This window comes from Rubellimicrobium arenae, assembly GCF_017916275.1.
Taxonomy (GTDB): Bacteria; Pseudomonadota; Alphaproteobacteria; order Rhodobacterales; family Rhodobacteraceae; genus Rubellimicrobium; species Rubellimicrobium arenae.
Genome location: NZ_JAFMST010000003.1, coordinates 280,789 through 296,044, shown reverse-complemented (window position 1 = coordinate 296,044; position 15,256 = coordinate 280,789). Strand labels below are relative to the sequence as shown.

Annotated in this window: 14 protein-coding genes; 7 read left to right on the top strand and 7 right to left on the bottom strand. The window is 69.9% G+C overall.

Annotated elements, in window-relative coordinates; genetic code table 11:
• Positions 1–4: 4 nt before the first annotated feature.
• Both J3P31_RS06195 and J3P31_RS06190 read right to left on the bottom strand, forming a co-directional pair.
• Positions 5–550, bottom strand: a complete 546-nt coding sequence (locus J3P31_RS06195) for a peptidylprolyl isomerase (protein ID WP_210527533.1) — start codon at positions 548–550, stop codon at positions 5–7.
• A complete protein-coding gene (locus J3P31_RS06190; protein WP_210527532.1) occupies positions 547–1,083 on the bottom strand; it encodes a peptidylprolyl isomerase in 537 nt (178 codons plus the stop codon). Before J3P31_RS06190 ends, J3P31_RS06195 begins: the two co-directional genes overlap by 4 nt.
• Positions 1,084–1,208: 125 nt before the next feature.
• Here J3P31_RS06190 and J3P31_RS06185 point away from each other — a divergent pair, with 125 nt between their 5' ends.
• The 7 genes from J3P31_RS06185 to J3P31_RS06155 all read left to right on the top strand — a co-directional run bounded on the left by J3P31_RS06185 (position 1,209) and on the right by J3P31_RS06155 (position 8,527).
• Complete coding sequence (locus J3P31_RS06185; protein ID WP_210527531.1) at positions 1,209–2,396, top strand: phosphoglycerate kinase; 1,188 nt, start codon at positions 1,209–1,211, stop codon at positions 2,394–2,396.
• A gap of 123 nt (positions 2,397–2,519) precedes the next feature.
• Positions 2,520–3,443, top strand: coding sequence for a class I fructose-bisphosphate aldolase (locus tag J3P31_RS06180; RefSeq protein ID WP_210527530.1), 924 nt, complete (start codon positions 2,520–2,522; stop codon positions 3,441–3,443).
• 166 nt (positions 3,444–3,609) lie between these two features.
• Positions 3,610–3,909: an FtsB family cell division protein gene (locus J3P31_RS06175; RefSeq protein ID WP_210527529.1), complete on the top strand. Its 300-nt coding sequence runs from the start codon at positions 3,610–3,612 to the stop codon at positions 3,907–3,909.
• 123 nt (positions 3,910–4,032) lie between these two features.
• Positions 4,033–5,052, top strand: coding sequence for a pyruvate dehydrogenase (acetyl-transferring) E1 component subunit alpha (pdhA, locus tag J3P31_RS06170; RefSeq protein ID WP_210527528.1), 1,020 nt, complete (start codon positions 4,033–4,035; stop codon positions 5,050–5,052).
• A gap of 21 nt (positions 5,053–5,073) precedes the next feature.
• Complete coding sequence (locus tag J3P31_RS06165) at positions 5,074–6,549, top strand: pyruvate dehydrogenase complex E1 component subunit beta (RefSeq protein ID WP_210527527.1); 1,476 nt, start codon at positions 5,074–5,076, stop codon at positions 6,547–6,549.
• Positions 6,550–6,559: 10 nt separating this feature from the next.
• Entirely contained in the window at positions 6,560–7,996 is a 1,437-nt protein-coding gene (locus J3P31_RS06160) for a pyruvate dehydrogenase complex dihydrolipoamide acetyltransferase (RefSeq protein WP_210527526.1), read from the top strand.
• A gap of 87 nt (positions 7,997–8,083) precedes the next feature.
• A complete protein-coding gene (locus J3P31_RS06155; RefSeq protein ID WP_210527525.1) occupies positions 8,084–8,527 on the top strand; it encodes an MliC family protein in 444 nt (147 codons plus the stop codon).
• Positions 8,528–8,530: 3 nt separating this feature from the next.
• Here the strand turns inward: J3P31_RS06155 and cysE are convergent, their stop codons facing one another.
• From cysE to J3P31_RS06130, 5 genes are all read right to left on the bottom strand, one after another.
• Positions 8,531–9,337: a serine O-acetyltransferase gene (gene cysE, locus J3P31_RS06150; protein WP_210527524.1), complete on the bottom strand. Its 807-nt coding sequence runs from the start codon at positions 9,335–9,337 to the stop codon at positions 8,531–8,533.
• A 114-nt stretch (positions 9,338–9,451) separates the two neighbouring features.
• Positions 9,452–13,336: a baseplate multidomain protein megatron gene (locus tag J3P31_RS06145; protein ID WP_210527523.1), complete on the bottom strand. Its 3,885-nt coding sequence runs from the start codon at positions 13,334–13,336 to the stop codon at positions 9,452–9,454.
• 1 nt (position 13,337) lies between these two features.
• Positions 13,338–13,760: an NlpC/P60 family protein gene (locus J3P31_RS06140; RefSeq protein WP_210527522.1), complete on the bottom strand. Its 423-nt coding sequence runs from the start codon at positions 13,758–13,760 to the stop codon at positions 13,338–13,340.
• Positions 13,757–14,626, bottom strand: coding sequence for a phage/gene transfer agent baseplate hub protein (locus tag J3P31_RS06135; RefSeq protein ID WP_210527521.1), 870 nt, complete (start codon positions 14,624–14,626; stop codon positions 13,757–13,759). The genes J3P31_RS06140 and J3P31_RS06135 overlap by 4 nt, the downstream gene beginning before the upstream one ends.
• Complete coding sequence (locus tag J3P31_RS06130) at positions 14,623–15,255, bottom strand: DUF2460 domain-containing protein (RefSeq protein WP_210527520.1); 633 nt, start codon at positions 15,253–15,255, stop codon at positions 14,623–14,625. The genes J3P31_RS06135 and J3P31_RS06130 overlap by 4 nt, the downstream gene beginning before the upstream one ends.
• Position 15,256: the final 1 nt, after the last annotated feature.

Sequence of the window (15,256 nt, the reverse complement as noted above, 5' to 3'; positions counted from 1 at the left end):
CCCGTTACTCGATCACCCGGACATCGGCGATGTGATCGGGCTCGCCCTCGACTTCGCCGTTGGGCCCGGTGCCCTTCTTGATCGCGTCGAGGATGTCGAGCCCCTCGGTCACTTCGCCCACGACGGTGTACTGGCCGTTGAGGTGCGGCGCGTCGGCGAACATGATGAAGAACTGCGAGTTGGCGCTGTTCGGGTCCGAGCTGCGGGCCATGCCGACCACGCCGCGCGTGAAGGGCCGGTCCGAGAACTCGGCCGGGAGGTCGGGGAGGTCCGAGCCGCCCATGCCCGCCATGGACAGGTCGCTGCCCATCTTGCCGTACTGCACGTCGCCGGTCTGGGCCATGAAGCCCTCGATGACGCGGTGGAAGACCACGTTGTCGTAGGCGTCCGACTTCGCCAGCTCCACGATCCGGGCGACGTGCTGCGGGGCGACGTCGTCCAGGAGATGGATCCGGATCGTCCCGTTCGCCTCGCCCGCCACGTCGAGCTCCAGGTCCGTGGCCAGGGCGGGGGTGCCCGCCAGCGCGAGGATGAGGGCCAGTCGCTTCATTCGCTTGCTCCGCTCTGCTGGTCGTCGGCGGCGTCCGCCGCCACCCGCACGCGGATCATGCGGTCGGGGCTTGCCGGCGGCTCGCCGCGGGTGATCTTGTCCACGTGCTCCATGCCCGAGATCACGCGGCCGTAGACCGTGTACTGCCGGTTCAGGAAGTGGTTGTCCTTGAAGTTGATGAAGAACTGCGAGTTCGCGCTGTTCGGGTTCGAAGAGCGCGCCGCCCCCAGGGTGCCCCGGTCGTGCGGGACGCCGGAGAACTCGGCCGGGAGGTCCGGCAGGTCCGAGCCGCCCGTTCCGGCGCGCCGGATGTTGAAGCTCTTCTCCATGTTGCCGTTCTCGACGTCGCCGGTCTGGGCCATGAAACCCTCGATGACGCGGTGGAACGCCACGTTGTCGTAGGCGCCGCTGCGGGCCAGTTCCTTCATGCGCGCGCTGTGCTTGGGCGCCACGTCGGGCAGGAGCTCGATCACCACGGGACCATCCTTGAGGTCGATGATGATGGTGTTTTCCGGGTCCTTGATGTCGGCCATCGGGCCCTCCCTTTGTCTTGGACTGGCGCGTGATCTAGAGGGGCCCCGGGGCAAAGCCAATCCCGCCGTTGACCTCACGCCTGCGAGAGGCCACCTGTAGCCCAGCCAACAAGAGGGAGGCGCGCATGGCCTGGAGATCGCTGAACGAGATGGACCTGCGCGGCAAGCGCGTGCTGACCCGCGTCGATCTCAACGTCCCCGTCGAGAATGGCCGCGTCACCGACACCACCCGAATCGACCGCATCGTCCCGACCGTGCAGGCCATCTTGGCCCAGGGCGGCAAGCCGATCCTCCTGGCCCATTTCGGCCGGCCCAAGGGCCGTCCCGAGCCCACCATGTCGCTTCGGCAGGTCGTGCCCGCGCTGGAGCAGGCGCTGGGACAGCCCGTGGCCTTCGCCGACGACTGCGTGGGCCCGCGGGCAGAGGCCGCCGTCGCCGCCCTGCCCCAGGGCGGCGTCCTCCTGCTCGAGAACACGCGGTTCCACGCTGAGGAGGAAAAGAACGACCCCGGCTTTTCCGCCGCGATGGCGCGGCTCGGCGACGTGTACTGCAACGACGCCTTCAGCGCGGCTCACCGGGCGCATGCCTCGACCGAGGGGATCGCGCGGCTCCTGCCCTCCTGCGCCGGCCTGCTCATGGCCGAGGAGCTGTCCGCGCTGGAAAAGGCGCTCGGCAGCCCGCAGCGCCCGGTCGTGGCGATCGTGGGGGGCTCCAAGGTCTCGACCAAGCTCGACCTGCTCGGCAATCTGGTGGGCAAGGTGAATCACCTCGTGATCGGAGGGGGCATGGCCAACACCTTCCTTCATGCCCAGGGCTATCCGGTCGGCCTGTCCCTGCACGAGCCCGACCTGGCCGAGACCGCCCTCACGATCCTGGCCAGGGCCGACGAGGCTGGGTGCGAGATCATCCTGCCCCGCGACATCATCGTGGCTAAGGAACTCAAGGCCGGCGCGACGGAAACGGTCATGGGACCCCATGATTGCCCGCCGGACCAGATGATCCTGGACATCGGCCCGGCCTCGGTCAGCTACATCGACACCGTGATGGGCCACGCCCGGACCCTGATCTGGAACGGCCCGGTCGGTGCCTTCGAGACCAAGCCCTTCGACGCCGGAACCCATGCCGTCGCCCGCAAGGCGGCCGAGCTGACGCAGGCCGGCAACCTCGTCTCGGTAGCGGGTGGCGGGGATACGGTCGCCGCGCTGAACGACACCGGCGTGACCGACCAGTTCTCCTATGTGTCCACGGCCGGTGGCGCGTTCCTCGAATGGATGGAAGGCAAGGAGCTGCCCGGCGTGGCCGCCCTGGGCTGATCCGGACGGCCGGGCCGGATCGGCGAGGTCCGGCCCTCGGTTGCCCTGTTAGCGCTGCCGGACCATTGCCCCCCTCGCTCCCGCAGCATAACCCTTCCGTGACCCATCAACGACGAGGCTGCCATGACCATCACACCCATCGTCCAGTCGATCCTGAAGAACTACGAGGGCGAGAACCCCGGCGTGAAGGCCAACCTGGCCCGGATGCTGATGCAGGGCCGGCTGGCGGGCACGGGACGGATGGTCATCCTTCCCGTGGACCAGGGCTTTGAGCATGGGCCGGCGCGCAGCTTCGCCATCAACCCGGACGCCTACGACCCCCACTACCATTACCAGCTCGCCCTCGATGCGGGGCTGAGCGCCTATGCCGCCCCGCTCGGGCCGCTGGAGGCCGGGGCCGACACCTTCGCCGGGCAGCTCCCGCTCATCCTCAAGGTGAACTCCTCGAACTCCCTGCTGCCGGCCGCCTCGCCCAAGACGCAGGCGATCACGGCGACCGTCGACGACGCGCTCCGGCTCGGCTGCTCGGCCATCGGCTTCACCATCTACCCGGGCAGCAGCCTGTCGCTCGAGATGTTCGAGGACATCGCCGAGATGCGCCGCGAAGCCGCCTCCAAGGGGGTCGCCACGGTGATCTGGTCCTATCCGCGGGGCGAGGATCTCGACAAGAACGGCGAAACGGCCGTGGATGTGACCGCCTACGCCGCCCATATCGCGGCGCTGCTCGGCGCCCACATCATCAAGGTCAAGCTGCCCACCGACCACGTGAGCCAGCCCGAGGCGAAGAAGGTCTACGAGTCCGAGAAGATCGACGTGTCCACCCAGGCCGCGCGCGTCCGTCACGTCGTGCAGGCCTGCCTGGGCGGGCGGCGGATCGTCGTGTTCTCGGGCGGTGCCGCCAAGGGCGAGGACTCGGTGATTCAGGACGCCCGCAACATCCAGGCGGGCGGCGGCAACGGCTCGATCATCGGCCGGAACGTGTTCCAGCGCCCACGCAGCGAGGCCATCGCCCTGCTGGATCAGCTGGTCGGCATCTACACGGCCTGACGGCCACCCCGCCCGTCATGGGCGGGGTCGCACGGCCGCCATTCGTGGCAGTTTTGCGCCAGTTCCCGCATAGCCTCGGGCCGGCTCTCGCCAAGAGGGCCGGCCTTGTGCCATCGTGGGGCCATGCGCCCGCCAGAGGCGCCCAGGGCAGTGGAAACCATCCGCCATGATCCGGAGCACGCGCGCGCCGCTCGGCTATCTGTCGTACATCGGCGGGATGAGCGCCCTTGCGCTCTACTTCGTCTTCGCAGCCGTTCAGGGGGACTACGGCGTCTTCCGACGGGCCGAGGTGGACGCCCAGGCCCTTCAGCTCAAGGTTCAGCTCGCCTCCATGTCGGCCGACGTGGACCGGATGGAGAATCTGACGCGGCGCCTTTCGGACGATTACCTCGACCTCGACCTGCTCGACCAGCAGGTGCGCGACGTGCTGGGGATGGTCCGGCCGGACGAGATCGTCATTCGCTGAGGTCACAGGCGCCGTTAGCGCTAACGTCGCTGCACTGCGGCGGATGTCATCCCTCGCCAAGGCCCCTGGGGTCCGCTAAGTCGTCTTCTGACATTCGACAAAGGTCGAGGTAGGAGACACCATATGGCCACCGCGACAGCTGCGCAGACCGCCGAGCCCGGCCCCGAGTCCGGCGCGCTTCCCAACGTCTCACGGGACGAGCTTCTCAAGTTCTACCGGGAGATGCTTCTGATCCGCCGCTTCGAGGAGAAGGCGGGCCAGCTTTACGGGATGGGGCTGATCGGGGGTTTCTGCCACCTCTACATCGGCCAGGAGGCGGTCGTGGTCGGCCTGGAGGCCGCCGCCGAGGAAGGCGACAAGCGCGTCACCTCCTACCGCGACCATGGCCACATGCTGGCCTGCGGGATGGACGCCAAGGGCGTGATGGCCGAGCTCACGGGCCGCGAAGGGGGCTACTCGAAGGGCAAGGGCGGCTCCATGCACATGTTCAGCAAGGAGCGGCACTTCTACGGCGGCCACGGGATCGTCGCGGCGCAGGTTCCGATCGGCGCGGGCCTTGCTTTCGCGGACAAGTACCAGGGCAACGGCCGCGTGACCTTCACCTACTTCGGCGACGGCGCCGCCAACCAGGGCCAGGTCTACGAGACCTACAACATGGCCCAGCTCTGGCAGCTCCCGGTCGTCTTCGTCATCGAGAACAACCAGTACGCCATGGGCACCTCCGTCAAGCGGAGCACCATGTCCCGCACCTACTGGGAACGCGGCGCCGCCTACGGCATCGCGGGCGAGGAGGTGGACGGCATGGACGTCCTTGCCGTCAAGGCCGCCGGGGAACGCGCGGTCGAACACTGCCGCTCGGGCCAGGGTCCCTACATCCTCGAGGTCAAGACCTATCGATATCGCGGCCACTCCATGTCGGACCCGGCCAAGTACCGGACCCGCGAGGAGGTGCAGAAGATGAAGGACGAGCGCGACCCGATCGAGCATGTCCGTTCCATCCTTCTCACCGGCAACCACGCCAGCGAGGACGACCTCAAGGCCATCGACCGCGAGATCAAGGAGATCGTGAACGAAGCCGCCGAGTTCTCCAAGGAAAGCCCCGAGCCGGACGTGAGCGAGCTCTGGACCGACATCGTCGCCTGAACGATCAGCCAAGGTACAAGTATGGCCACCAATATCCTGATGCCCGCCCTCTCTCCGACCATGGAAGAGGGTACGCTTGCCCGCTGGCTCAAGAAGGAGGGTGACACGGTCAAGTCCGGCGACATCCTCGCCGAAATCGAGACCGATAAGGCCACCATGGAATTCGAGGCGGTGGACGAGGGCACCCTCGGCAAGATCCTCGTGCCCGAGGGGACCGAGGGCGTGAAGGTGAACGCCCCCATCGCCGTGCTTCTGGCCGAGGGCGAGGACGCCTCCGCCACCGTGGCGCCGACGGCCGGCCCGGGCTCGGCGGACCCCGAGGAGCGCGCCAACCTGGCGCAGGCTCCGGTCGGGGATGTCCCAGGCACCGGCGACTCGCCCACCACGGTCGAGAAGAAGATGCCCGACCCGCAGGCCGAGGCGCCCGTCCCGGCCACCCCGGCCTCGCCCGTGACCCCCGGCGGCAATGGAGCCTGGCCGGCCGACAGGCTCGGCGATGTTCCCGAAGGCACGCCGACCAAGACCATGACGGTGCGCGAGGCTCTCCGCGAGGCCATGTCCGAGGAGATGCGCCGCGACGAGAGCGTCTTCCTCATGGGCGAGGAGGTGGGCGAATATCAGGGCGCCTACAAGATCTCGCAGGGGATGCTGGACGAGTTCGGGGCCAAGCGCGTCATCGACACGCCCATCACCGAGCATGGCTTTGCCGGCCTCGCCGTCGGCGCCGCCTTTGGCGGGCTCCGGCCCATCGTCGAGTTCATGACCTTCAACTTCGCCATGCAGGCCATGGACCACCTCATCAACTCGGCGGCCAAGACGCTGTACATGTCCGGCGGCCAGATGGGATGCCCCATCGTCTTCCGCGGTCCGAACGGCGCGGCAGCCCGCGTCGCGGCCCAGCACAGCCAGGACTTTGCAGCCTGGTACATGCAGGTGCCCGGCCTCAAGGTCGTGATGCCCTACTCCGCCTCGGACGCGAAGGGGCTGATGAAGACGGCGATCCGCGACCCGAACCCCGTCATCTTCCTCGAGAACGAGATCCTTTACGGCCGCTCCTTCGAGGTGCCGCAGACGGATGACTTCACCATCCCCTTTGGCAAGGCCAAGGTCGAACGGGTCGGCACCGACGTCACCATTGTGAGCTTCGGGATCGGCATGACCTATGCGCTCCAGGCCGCCGAGGAACTGGCCAGTGAGGGGATCGAGGCCGAGGTCATCAACCTTCGCTCGCTCCGCCCGATGGACCTTCCCACCGTCATCGAGTCGGTTCGCAAGACCAACCGCTGCGTGACGATCGAGGAAGGCTGGCCCCAGGGCTCGGTGGGCTCCTACATCGGCTCGCAGATCATGCAGCAGGCGTTCGACCATCTCGACGCCCCGGTGATCTCGCTCAGCGGCAAGGACGTGCCCATGCCCTATGCGGCCAATCTCGAGAAACTCGCGCTCGTCACCGTGCCCGAGGTGATCGAGGCCGTGAAACAAGTCACCTATCGCTGAGGGACGCGACATGCCCACGCAGATCCTGATGCCCGCCCTGTCCCCGACCATGGAAGAGGGCACCCTCGCGAAGTGGCTCGTGAAGGAGGGCGACACCGTCAAGTCCGGCGACGTCATGGCCGAGATCGAGACGGACAAGGCCACCATGGAGTTCGAAGCCGTCGATGAAGGCGTGATCGGCAAGATCCTCGTCCCCGAAGGGACCGAGGGCGTGAAGGTCAACGAACCGATCGCCGTGCTGCTGGGCGAAGGCGAGGACGCCTCCGCCGCGCAGGATGGCGGCTCGTCCGGGTCCAAGGCGTCGGCGGACGCGGGCGCGAACCCGCCGGGCGACGCCCCTGCTCCCTCTGGCGCGATCTCCGACTACTCCCTGGGTCCGGTGCCGGAGAGGACCGGCAGCGCGCCCGCGGGCGTGCTCGATGCCGCCGCAGCCAAGGCCGAACGTCCCGGCGGCGCCTCGCAGGCCCCGGCCACGGGCGGACCTGCCTCGTCCGGGGGCCGGGTCTTCGCCTCCCCGCTGGCGCGCCGCATCGCGCAGGACAAGGGGCTTGACCTGTCGCAGGTCCAGGGCAGCGGTCCGAACGGCCGCATCGTCAAGGCCGACGTGGAAAACGCTCGCCCGGCCCCGGCGGCTCCGGCCCCGCAGGCCGCGCCAAGCCCCGCTCCGGCCGCAGCGCCCGCAAAGCCCGCTCCGGTCGCCGCCGCGGCCCCCGTCGGCCCGACCGCCGATGCGATCCTGCGCATGTACGAGGGACGTCCCTACGAGGAGGTCAAGCTCGACGGGATGCGCAAGGTGATCGCGGCCCGCCTGACGGAAGCCAAGCAGACGATCCCGCACTTCTACCTGCGCCGCGACATCCGGCTCGATGCGCTGCTCGCGTTCCGGTCGCAACTCAACGCCGCTCTCGAAGGCCGCAAGGTCAAGCTGTCGGTGAACGACTTCGTCATCAAGGCCTGCGCCCTGGCGCTCCAGCAGGTGCCGAACGCCAACGCCATCTGGGCGGGCGACCGGATCATCAAGCTGAAGCCCTCCGACGTGGCCGTGGCCGTGGCGGTCGAAGGCGGGCTGTTCACGCCGGTGCTCAGGGACTCGCATCTCAAGTCGCTTTCTGCCCTGTCGGCCGAGATGAAGGACCTCGCGGCGCGGGCCCGTGACCGCAAGCTCGCGCCTCAGGAGTATCAGGGCGGCAGCTTCGCGATCTCGAACCTCGGCATGTTCGGCGTCGACAACTTCGACGCGGTGATCAACCCGCCGCATGGCGCGATCCTGGCCGTGGGCGCGGGCGTGAAGAAACCCGTCGTGGGCGCGAACGACCAGATCGAGGTGGCCACCGTCATGTCCGTGACGCTGTCCGTGGACCATCGCGTCATCGACGGGGCGCTCGGGGCGGAACTGCTCCAGGCGATCAAGGACAACCTCGAGAATCCGGTCGGCATGCTGGCCTGACGCGGCCAGCCGATCGCATGACTTGAGCACGGCGGGCGCTAGCTTCCCCGGGGGACGCTGGCGCCCAAATCATGAGTAGGACATCCGATGCGCAGGCTCATCATTTCCCTGGCCGCTCTTGGCGCCCTGGCGGCGTGCGCGGACCTGCAAGTCGGATCGTTCCCGGCGCCCCCCGACGGCTCGGGCGCGCCCACGCCCAGCGAAGTCGCAGGAGCGGCGATTCCACCGCGCGGGGACACCATCAACTATCTTTGCGCGAACGGTCAGGTGGTCCAGGCAGCCTATCCGGGCCGGAGTGACGACGACGACGTGTTCAGCATCGGCCGGCCCCTGAGCGACCGGTCGGCCCGCATCTACATCGACGGGCGAAGCTACCGCATGGTGCAGGCTTCGTCGGCCAACGGCGTCCGCTACATCGGCGGAGGCTACCAGTGGTGGAGATGGGGCCTCGACACCGCTTCGCTCGCGCCGCTCGCGCCCGGTGAAAGCCTGGCCTCCGCTGCCGGGACAGAGTGCCGGTCCGGGGGCTGAGGCTCACTCGCCCGGGACGCGGTGATCCATGTTGATGGCCGGCTGCGCGCAGCCGGCCTCGCCGACGATGCGGGCGGGCACCCCGGCGACGGTCTTGCACGGCGGAACGTCATGAAGGACGACGCTGCCCGCCGCGATGCGCGAGCAGTGTCCGATCGTGATGTTCCCCAGGACGTGGGCCCCCGCCCCGATCAGGACGCCGTCGCCGATCTTGGGATGCCGGTCGCCGTCGGTCTTGCCGGTGCCGCCCAGCGTCACCGAGTGCAGCATCGAGACGTTGTCGCCGACCACAGCGGTCTCGCCGATGACGATGGAATGGGCGTGGTCGATCATGACGCCCTTGCCGATCCGTGCGGCGGGATGGATGTCCACGCCGAACACCTCGGAGACCCGCATCTGGAAGAAGTAGGCCATGTCCCTGCGCCCGGTGGTCCAGAGATGGTGCGCCACGCGGTAGGCTTGCACGGCCTGGAAGCCCTTGAAGTAGAGCATGGGCTGAAGGAACGTGTGGCAGGCCGGGTCGCGGTCGCAGATGGCGACGATGTCGGCCCGCGCGGCCTGCGCGATCTCGGGTTCGTCGGCCAGGGCCGCGTCCACGATCTCGCGCAGGATCTGGCCCGACATCTCGGGCGAGGTCAGCTTCATCGAGATCCGGTAGGCCAGGGCCCGTTCGAAGCTGGCATGGTGGAGGACGCTGGAATGGACGAGGCCGCCCAGCAGCGGCTCGCCCGAGATGGCGGCCTCCGCCTCGAGACGGATGCGCGACCAGACGGGGTCGAGTTCGGCCAGTTGAATCCTGGGTGTCGCCATCGCGTGCCCTCCATCGCTCCGCTCTGTCCCTAGCGCAGATAGGCTGTCGGAGCCACCGTGAAAGAGCCGTTCTCTTTCCGGTGGCTCCGACGAATGGATCATGCCGCCCCGCCCTCAGACCGCCGCCGCAAGGCCGCGGAACGGACCCGCGCCAAAGCGATCCGAGAGTTGCGCGACCTCGATCGTGACGGCGCCGGGACCGTCGGCCGCCTGCTCGGCCGGGGTGTAGGTCCAGGCGGGCGAACCGACCTCAACCTCCCGGAGCACCGCGCCGCCGCGCCGGACCCGTAGGAGGTAGGCCTCGCGGTCCTCGCCCAGGGGAACCTCGCTCCCTGTCCAGGAATCGCCGTCGATCCGGGTCCGGCGGGTCCAGCCGACCCGAAGCCCGTCCGGGTCCCGCCAAACCCGCAGGTGGCATATGGCGTAGGGGCGCAGGCCCACCCCGCTGAACGCCACCTCGCGATGGCTCCAGCAAGCCTCGGCGGAGGACCGGCCCGAGGGTCCCCAGCGGTAGTGCATAGACTGCTCCCGCCGGGAGACCGGCACCTCCCATTGCGATGGCGTTCCGTCGAGAAGCACGAACAGCGATCCCGGCGGCCAAGTGGCCGGCATGGTGCCGTCCGTACCCGCCTGGCCGCGCAGCCGCAGCCGGAGGTCCCAGGTCATGGGCGCGACCAGATGGGCTTCGGCGAACTGGAAGACCTCCCAGTTGGCCGTCGAGCCGTCTCCGATGGCGGCGGCCCCGGCCCCACCCAGGACCCGCTCCGGCCCGACGGAGGCCAGCGTCCCCCCGGCCAGGCGGACCCGCAGCGCCGGCCCCCGGTCCCAGATCCCGGCTTCGGCGGCCATGAGGGGCGTCAGGGTCGTGCCCACCGTCGCGGCCCCCCGCTGCACGAGCAAGGTCCGGTAATCCGCGTCCACCTGGCTCGCCTTCAGCGTCACCGAGCCCGGCCAGGGCGTCGCGGCGAAGGCGACATGCGGGGCATGGGGGGTCTCGGTCCCGGTCAGGATCGGAAGATCGAGGAACACCGCCTCGACCGGGCTGGGTGCCACGAAGGGCCGCGGGACGGGCGGTTCGATGGCGGCCTCGGTGGCGTGCCAAAGGCCCGACTCGATGCGCGTGGCATCGATCGTGCGAAGTCCTGCATCCTCCACCCGGTCGATACGCCAGGACGCGCCATCCAGCGCCACGACGTCGCCGGGGCCGAGATGGGCCAGGGAGGGCGGCAGCGCGACGCGGAGGCTGTCGCGGGCGGCGCGGGATTCGTGCAGCCAGCGTTCGGCGATGGCCTTGCCCTCCTCGCGCAGGAGCACGAGCGGCAACGCATTGCGCGACAGCAGTGGCACGCTCTCGTCCGGGCGCAGCGCATCCGCCGAGACGACGGCGTAGTCGCCCCCATGTTCAAGGAAGCTCGCCTGAACCCGTCCGGCAAGCTCGGCCTCCGGGGCGCGGGTCCGCAGGGATGTGGCCTCCGCGCCCGGATCGAATGCCAGGTCATCCCGGCCCAGAACGGCGCTGACCGATCCGCTCCGGCTTCGGAAGACAAGCCGCCCCTCCCGCTCGGCCGCGTCGAAGCCGCAGGCCAGCATGAGGGGTTGCAGCGCCTCGCGCCCGGTGCCGACCTCCTCGATGACCATGCCCCGGACCAGGCCGTGGAGCCGTGTCGTGTCGGGGCGAACGGCTCCGCTGTCGCGGCAGATCTCCTCGACCACCGATGCCAGGCTGCGGGCCGAGGCCCGTCCGTTCAGCCAGTGGCCGCGATCGTAGTTCCGCCCGTCGCCCCAAAGGTCGCCCCGCGCCGGGAAGGCCGGAAACGGCCGCGCGTCCCAGGCCCAGGCATGGGCGTGGTCCATGTCCACCATGGGCCCGCCATAGACCGGCGAGACCGGGTTGTTCGCCGGGTCCGCCCAGTGGCGGAACATCGCGCGGTAATAGCTCTGCTGCAGCAGGTCGTCGCGCTGGCCGGTCGAGAAATGGGGCAGGCTCGATTCGGAGGACTTGGGGTCGAGGAACTTGTTGGGTTCGTTGGTGCCCTTGTCGATGGCGGCGCAGCCGATCTCGGTGAACCAGACCGGCTTGGACCGGGGCTCCCAGGGGGTGGGGGTCACGCTGCGACGGCCGCCGATCCTGTCATGGTGCGGGTTGGACCACCAGGATCGGATGTCCTTGGGACGCCAGATCCAGGGCTCGCCCTGAGGATCGGCGATGGGAGTCCGGACCTGCGCCGCGCGGTCGGTCTCGGAGGCGTAGTACCAGTCGTGCAGCTCGCCTCCGGCGACGTTGCTGGCCAAGTAATCGACGTCGTGGATGTCCCCCCAGGAGGCATCGAGATGTCCCTCCCCGTCCCGCCAGTCCGACAGCGGCATGTAGTTGTCGATCCCGATGGCATCGATGGCGGGATCGGCCCAGAGCGGGTCGAGGTGGAAGATGCGGTCGGACGTGCCCGGCGGCTGATACCCCGAATACTCGGACCAGTCGGCGGCGTAGGTGATCCTGGCCCCCGGCAGGATGGCCTTCACCTCGGCCGCGAGCTGCCGGAGCGCCTGCACCGCCGGAAAGCCCGAGGCGCCCCGGATGGTGGTCAGCCCCCGCATCTCGGTCCCCACGCAGAAGGCGTCGACGCCCCCGGCCTCGGCGCACAGATGCGCGTAATGCAGGATCATGCGCCGGAACGACCATTCGGCCGGGCCATGGTAGGCCACGCCCGTCGGCTGCCGCGTGAAGTCTGAGGGCCGGGCCTGGCCGAAGAAGGCCGCCACCTCGGCCTCGGCGGCGGCCGTGCCGTCGGGCGACCCCGTCAGGCCCGGAGCCACGGAAAGGCTGATCCGGCCCCGCCAGGGGAGCGCGGGCTGCTCGGCCTGGCCGTAGGGATCGGGAAGGCCGTTGCCAGGAAGCTGGTCCATGAGGAGGAAGGGATAGAACATCACCTGCCGGCCCCGGGACCGGATCTCGCGGATGGCCTGGAGCACCGAGGCGTCGGCAGGGCTTCCGCCATAGACGGGGCGGCCGTCGGTCCTTGGGACCAGGGCCGCCTCTGCCCGGGACAGGCCCGAGACGCTCCAGGGCATTCCCTCCCCGTCGGAATCGGCCTGTTCGACCTTGGGACGCAGCTGGCAGTGCCCGGCGCGCAGGTCGCCCCCGAACCAGCAGGCCACGAGGCTGACCGACCGGAGGCGGGGCAGCTCGGTCGTCAGCGAATCGAGCGACACGAGAAGGTCGGCCTTGCCCTGGGGCGTGCTGACATTGGCCGGCACGCGCTCCGCGAAGCCGCGCGACAGGTAGACCGGCGTGGTCGCCAGCGCATATTCGCCCGTGCCGGGAATCAGCGCCACGCCCCGCAGGAGACGGGCGACATCCTCGGCCTTGTCGTCGGACCGCTGGGCCGCCGGGCGGAACACCTCGAAGGAGAACTGGGGCACGCGGTTGCCGAAGCGGCCGAGGTCCAGGTCCTCGATCACGACATAGGCGATGCCGCGGTAGGCGGGGACCCGGCCCGCGCCCTCGACGGCCTCCATGCGGGGATCGGGAAGCTGGTCCTCGGATCCGGGATAGACCGAAAGCTGGAGATCGCCCGTCGGGATCTCCACCCCGTCCGCCCAGATGCGCCCGAGGCCGGTGATCACGCCCTCGCAGAGCGCGACGGCCAGCGAGACGCTGTAGCTGTACTGGGTGACCTCGGGCCGGGGCGCGCCCTTGCCGCCCCCCGAGGTGGTCGCCGTTTCCTGGAACCGGGTGGCCCAGATGACCTGCCCGGCGACGCGCACCGCCCCATAGACGCGCGGCACCGCGGCCCCCTCGGAGGCCCCGGTCAGGCGGAAGCGGTCGACGCGCCCGGTCTCGACGGGGGCGCTGCCCGGCCCGAGCAGCCGCTCGTCGATCGCGCGGCCAAGCATCGCGCCCGCCGCGCGGCCGATCACGGCCGAGGAGAGCCCCAGGACGGAGCCTCCGATGGAACCGCCCAGCGCCATGCCGGCGGCGGAAAGGACGAGGGTGGCCATGTCAGGCGGCTCCTTCAAGGTCGAAGCGGGCCACGACCCGCGCCGCCCAGGGTTCGGAGAGCGGGCTTTCGATGACGCCGTGGCCGCTCATGGAATGGATGAAGGCGGGCTGGTCGCCCGTCGCGGAAAGGATGCCCAGATGCTTGGCCACCGCGCCGGGGCGCATCCGGAAGAGCAGCAGGTCGCCCGCACGCCCCTGCCCCGGCCCAAGGAGCCGTCGCGCGGCCTCCCAGAGGCGCTCCTCCCCCTGCGGCTCGGACCAGTCGGGGGTATAGGGCGGAACGACGGCGGGCTCCTGGCCATGGACCTCGCGCCAGACGCCGCGGATCAGGCCCAGGCAGTCGCAGCCCGCGCCCCTCCGGCTTGCCTGGTGGAGGTAGGGCGTGCCGATCCAGGCACGGGCGGCTTGGACGATGCGGCTCATCGCAAGGACCCGCCGTCGTTGGCCCCGGACCGGGAGGGCACGCTCATCAGCCAGTCCTCGCCCGGGATGAAGGGAAAGCCGCGGAAGTTCGCGATGTTGTCGAACCGCGTCCGGCAGGTGATCGCCCGGCGGTCGCAGCCGGCCTCCAGACGGATCCGGTCCGTCGGGGCGAGCGGCGCGCGCAGGGGGGACCAGAGCTCGAGGACGCGCATCCCGCCCTCGATCCGGTCGTGCTTGACGACGCCGCGAAGGTCGCGCGCCGCTCCGGTCAGCACGGTGAGGCGGCCCCTCTCGAACCAACGGGGCGCAAAGGCGTCCAGCCCCGGAAGGCGAAAGACCGATCCGTCCGTGATCCCGCAGGCCAGCTCGGCCGAAAAGCCGGGCCGGGCCGTGTCGAAGCCGCAGGCCCGGTCGCCCAGGACCGCGCCGCAGGTGGTCTGGAACAGGCGGCCCACCGGGCGGTTCAGGGCTTCGGTCAGGCCCCGGAGTTCGGCGTGGAACGCGCCGTCGCCGCGCCGGATCTCGCCCAGGGTTCCGCGGAACCGCAGCTCGCGTTGCGTCGGATCGGCCCAGTTGACCGCCCAAAGGCGCAGCTCGGCCTCGTCGTAGCGCCCGGCCTCGATGTCGGCGTCGGTGATGGCGTCCGAGGACAGCAGCCCCAGGGCCTCGGTGTTGTCGACGGCAAGGCCCGTCCCCTGCACGACCGCCCTGGCCGAAAGGCCGGTTTCCGGGCGGAAGTCGATCCCGTCGAAGGTCAGCGGCCGGTCATGGTCGGTGAAGCCCAGCGTGAGGCCGTCCCGCCGCGTGACGGCCCAGCAGCGCGCGACGGTGGTGGCGCCGGTGGCAAGGTGGTCGCGGAGGCTCATGCGCGCACCTCGATCACCGGCACGGACGGAACCTCGCCCGCCTGGAAGGTCGAGACCTGGACGCGGATCGCGTCGGTGTCGAAGCGCACCGGGACGTCGAACTCGAACCCGGCGGTGACCGGAGCGCCCGTGGCGGGGGCATGGGCGAAGGTGACCCGGCCCGTGCCGGGGTCCAGCGTCCAGTCCGCGCCCTCGCTTTGGGTCGCGCCGCCGACCGCCACGGCGACCGTTCCCGCGACCGGCTTGGCGATGGGACGCCAGGCCGTCACCCCGCCCGAGCCATAGCCTTTGCGGAGCTGGAACACGCGCGTGACGCCGTCGCCCAGGCCCAGCGGCTGGTCCAGCGCGCTGGGGAGAGCCGACGGATTGCAGGACTTGTGGTCGGCCCAGTCCTTCCAGCGGAAGGCGTGGAGCTGTCCGGCCCGCGCCTCGAAGAAGGCCACGAGCTCGTGCAGATCATCGAGCGAGCGCAGGCCCAGGCCCGCGTCGTAGCGGCGGCGGCTCTGCGCCCAGGGGGAATTGCGCTCCTCCCAGCCGTTGGCGAGGGGAACGATCTCGGTCCGCCGCTCGGGGCCGCCCTGGGCGCCGAAGCTGAGGGCCGCGGGGAAGCGGATGTCGTGGAAGGCCATG

What these genes read in the sequence shown, in the direction of transcription:
- J3P31_RS06175 (WP_210527529.1), top strand. Translation starts at nt 3,610, where the DNA reads ATGATCCGGAGCACGCGCGCGCCGCTCGGCTATCTGTCGTACATCGGC.
- cysE (WP_210527524.1), bottom strand. Translation starts at nt 9,337, where the DNA reads ATGGCGACACCCAGGATTCAACTGGCCGAACTCGACCCCGTCTGGTCG.
- J3P31_RS06135 (WP_210527521.1), bottom strand. Translation starts at nt 14,626, where the DNA reads ATGAGCCTCCGCGACCACCTTGCCACCGGCGCCACCACCGTCGCGCGC.
- pdhA (WP_210527528.1), top strand. Translation starts at nt 4,033, where the DNA reads ATGGCCACCGCGACAGCTGCGCAGACCGCCGAGCCCGGCCCCGAGTCC.
- J3P31_RS06155 (WP_210527525.1), top strand. Translation starts at nt 8,084, where the DNA reads ATGCGCAGGCTCATCATTTCCCTGGCCGCTCTTGGCGCCCTGGCGGCG.
- J3P31_RS06190 (WP_210527532.1), bottom strand. Translation starts at nt 1,083, where the DNA reads ATGGCCGACATCAAGGACCCGGAAAACACCATCATCATCGACCTCAAG.
- J3P31_RS06140 (WP_210527522.1), bottom strand. Translation starts at nt 13,760, where the DNA reads ATGAGCCGCATCGTCCAAGCCGCCCGTGCCTGGATCGGCACGCCCTAC.
- J3P31_RS06130 (WP_210527520.1), bottom strand. Translation starts at nt 15,255, where the DNA reads ATGGCCTTCCACGACATCCGCTTCCCCGCGGCCCTCAGCTTCGGCGCC.
- J3P31_RS06145 (WP_210527523.1), bottom strand. Translation starts at nt 13,336, where the DNA reads ATGGCCACCCTCGTCCTTTCCGCCGCCGGCATGGCGCTGGGCGGTTCC.
- J3P31_RS06185 (WP_210527531.1), top strand. Translation starts at nt 1,209, where the DNA reads ATGGCCTGGAGATCGCTGAACGAGATGGACCTGCGCGGCAAGCGCGTG.
- J3P31_RS06180 (WP_210527530.1), top strand. Translation starts at nt 2,520, where the DNA reads ATGACCATCACACCCATCGTCCAGTCGATCCTGAAGAACTACGAGGGC.
- J3P31_RS06165 (WP_210527527.1), top strand. Translation starts at nt 5,074, where the DNA reads ATGGCCACCAATATCCTGATGCCCGCCCTCTCTCCGACCATGGAAGAG.
- J3P31_RS06195 (WP_210527533.1), bottom strand. Translation starts at nt 550, where the DNA reads ATGAAGCGACTGGCCCTCATCCTCGCGCTGGCGGGCACCCCCGCCCTG.
- J3P31_RS06160 (WP_210527526.1), top strand. Translation starts at nt 6,560, where the DNA reads ATGCCCACGCAGATCCTGATGCCCGCCCTGTCCCCGACCATGGAAGAG.